Below are 3010 nucleotides of genomic sequence, written 5' to 3' on the forward strand. Positions count from 1 at the left end.
CAGCAGCCGCTCCAGGATCACTCCGAAGATCCCGACGACGATGGGTGCCAGCAGCAGCGCCCACCAATAGCCGAGGCCGGCATAATTCAGCAGCATCCAGGCGACGAAGGCGCCCATCATGTACTGGGCGCCGTGGGTGAAGTTGATGATGTTCAACAATCCGAAGATGATCGCCAGCCCGAGCGACAGGATGGCGTAGAACGAGCCGTTGATGAGGCCGAGCAGGAGCTGGCCGAACAGCGCCTGCATGGGGATGCCGAGGATCATGGGCATGGGGTCTGGCGACTCGCGTGGGGGCCGGGCCGGGTGCGGAAGGGGCCGGCGGCGCCGCGTGGCGCCGCCGGAAGTGGGGTCAGCTCTTGTTCACCAGCGGGCAATTGCCCTGGTTGAGCGGGCGGAACGCCTCGCTGCCGGGGATCGTCGCCAGGGTCTTGTAGAGGTCCCACGGGCCCTTCGACTCGGCCGGCTTCTTGACCTCGAACAGGTACATGTCGTGGATCGTGCGGCCGTCGGGGCGAATGTTGCCCTTGCCGAAGAGCGGATCGTCGGTCGGGATCTCCTTCATCTTGGCGACGACCTTCGATCCGTCGGAGGCCGATTTCAGCGCCTCGACGGCCTTGAGGTAGTGCAGCACGCTGGCATAGACGCCGGCCTGCACGGCGGTCGGCTTCTTGCCGCCGGCCTGCTTGGCGAAGCGGTCGGAAAAGGCGCGGGTGCCGTCGTTGAGGTCCCAGTAGAACGGCTCGGTGAGCACCAGCCCCTGCGCCACCTTCGGGGTCAGGGCGTGGATGTCGGAGGAGAAGATCAGCAGGCCGGCGATGGCCTGGCCGCCCTCGGTGATGCCGAACTCCGCCGCCTGCTTGATGGCGTTGATGGTGTCGCCGCCGGCATTGGCGAGCCCGATCACCTTGGCGCCGGACCCTTGCGCCTGGAGCAGGAAGGACGAGAAGTCGGCGGTCGGGAACGGCGTCTTGACCGCACCGATCACCTTGCCGCCGTTCCTGGTGACCACCTCGGTGGTGTCGCGCTGGAGCGCCTGGCCGAAGGCGTAGTCGGCGGTGAGGAAGAACCAGGTGGAGCCGCCGCGCTTGACCATCGCGCCGCCGGTGCCGTTCGCCAGGGCGACCGTGTCGTAGGTCCAGTGGACGGTGTTGGGCGAGCATTGCGGCCCGGTGAGGTCGGCGGTGCCGGCGCCCGAATTGATGAACGCCTTGTTCTTCTCGCGGGTGACCTGGTTGATGGCCAGCGCCACCGACGAGGTCGGCACGTCGAAGATCGCGTCGACGCCGTCGCGATCGTACCATTGCCGGGCGATCGAGGCGCCGACATCGGGCTTGTTCTGGTGGTCGGCGGCGACGATCTCGACCTTCAGGCCCTTCTCGGCGGCCTTGAAGTCCTCCACCGCCATGCGGGCGGCGGCGACCGAACCCTCGCCCGAGATGTCGGCATAGACGCCCGAGCGGTCGTTCAGCACGCCGATCTTCACCGGGGTCTGTGCGAGCGCCTGGCTCGCGGCGACGGCGCAGACTGCGCTGGCGAGCAGCAACCGTTTCAGCATCGAGTATCCTCCCTGGTGGTGCCGCCCGCACGCGGCGGCGTTCGTGTCGAAGTCCGGGCGGGCTCGCAGACCCACCTCTCGTTTCGAGGACGTCCCGGCCGCTGTCAGGGCCGCGCGCCCTCGGTCGGTACCGCCGTCTCCGCCTGCGCGGCCTTGGTGACGAGCGGGCAGCCGCCCTGGTCGAGGGGCCGGAAAGCCTCTGCGCCGGGAATCGTCGCCAGCGTCCTGTAGAGGTCCCACTCGCCCTTGGACTCGGACGGCTTCTTGACCTCGAACAGGTACATGTCGTGGATCTTGCGCCCGTCCGGCCGGATCGTGCCCTTGCCGAAGAGCGGATCGTCGGTCGAAAGCTCCTTCATCTTCGCCACGACCCGCCGGCCGTCATCGGCCCGGTGCAGGGCCGCCACGGCCTTGAGGTAGTGCAGCACCCCGGCATAGACCCCGGCCTGGGCGGCGGTGGGCTTGCGGCCGGAAAAGCGGCGGGCGAACCGGTCGGAGAAGGCGCGGGTGCCGTCGTTGAGGTCCCAGTAGAACGGCTCGGTCAGGACCAGCCCCTGCGCCACCTTCGGGGTCAGCGCGTGGATGTCCGAGGAGAAGATCAGCAGGCCGGCGAGCGCCTGGCCCCCCTCCGTCACCTTCAGCCGCGCCGCCTCGCGCACCGCCCCGATCGTGTCGCCGCCGGCATTGGCCAGCCCGATCACCTTGGCGCCCGATCCTTGCGCCTCGCGCAAGGCGGGGCCGAAGTCCGAGGCCGGGAACGGCGTCTTGACGCTGCCCAGCACCCTGCCGCCGTTGCGCAGGATCAGCGCCGTGGTGTCGCGCTGCACCGCCTCGCCGAAGGCGTAGTCGGCGGTGACGAAGAACCAGGTATCGCCACCGCGCTTGACCATGGCGCCGCCGGTGCCGTTCGCCAGGGCGACCGTGTCGAAGGTCCAGTGGACCGTGTTGGGCGAGCAATCCGGGCCGGTGAGATCGGCCGTGCCGGCGCCCGAATCGACGAAGACCTTGTTCCTCTCGCGGGTGACCGCGTGGACCGCGAGCGCCACCGAGGAGGTCGGCACGTCGAAGATCGCGTCCACGCCCTCTCGGTCGTACCAGACGCGGGCGAGGGCCGCGCCGACCGCCGGCTTGTTCTGGTGGTCGCCGGCCACGATCTCGACCGCGAGATCGTGGCTTTGCTGGCGGAAATCCTCCACCGCCATGCGGGCCGCGACAACCGAGCCCTCGCCCGAGATGTCGGCATAGACGCCCGAGCGGTCGTTGAGCACGCCGATCTTCACCGGGGTCCCGGCGAACGCCGCCACGCTCGGGGCCACGCTCGACGCCATACCCGCCAGCAGGGCCGTGAGGAGGACCCGCGCCCGCATCACACGCCGAGATAGGTGTGGAGCTTGTCGATGTTGGCGTCGAGGTCGCGGTTGGGGATCATGTCGATCACCCGGCCCTGCTCGA

The 3010-nt window shown here is 69.1% G+C and carries 3 protein-coding genes and 1 pseudogene; all 4 read right to left on the reverse strand.

Translation table 11 applies throughout. From position 1 onward, the window contains the following. Nucleotides 1-273: ABC transporter permease subunit (locus VP06_RS33095; RefSeq protein WP_048468073.1), on the reverse strand; the 273-nt coding region annotated here is incomplete at its 3' end. Between the two features lie 79 nt (nt 274-352). Then, nucleotides 353-1558, reverse strand: a complete 1206-nt coding sequence (locus VP06_RS33100) for an ABC transporter substrate-binding protein (protein ID WP_048468074.1) — start codon at nt 1556-1558, stop codon at nt 353-355. A gap of 104 nt (nt 1559-1662) precedes the next feature. Continuing rightward, nucleotides 1663-2886: an ABC transporter substrate-binding protein gene (locus tag VP06_RS33105; RefSeq protein WP_245291406.1), complete on the reverse strand. Its 1224-nt coding sequence runs from the start codon at nt 2884-2886 to the stop codon at nt 1663-1665. Between the two features lie 38 nt (nt 2887-2924). Further along, nucleotides 2925-3010: pseudogene (locus VP06_RS38420) on the reverse strand (ABC transporter ATP-binding protein); the annotation flags it as partial.

The sequence above is a fragment of the Methylobacterium aquaticum genome (assembly GCF_001043915.1).
Taxonomy (GTDB): domain Bacteria; phylum Pseudomonadota; class Alphaproteobacteria; order Rhizobiales; family Beijerinckiaceae; genus Methylobacterium; species Methylobacterium aquaticum.

Bases quoted from the DNA above. Each gene is read 5' to 3' on its own strand.
- VP06_RS33100 (WP_048468074.1), bottom strand. From the start codon at position 1,558: ATGCTGAAACGGTTGCTGCTCGCCAGCGCAGTCTGCGCCGTCGCCGCG.
- VP06_RS33105 (WP_245291406.1), bottom strand. From the start codon at position 2,886: ATGGCGTCGAGCGTGGCCCCGAGCGTGGCGGCGTTCGCCGGGACCCCG.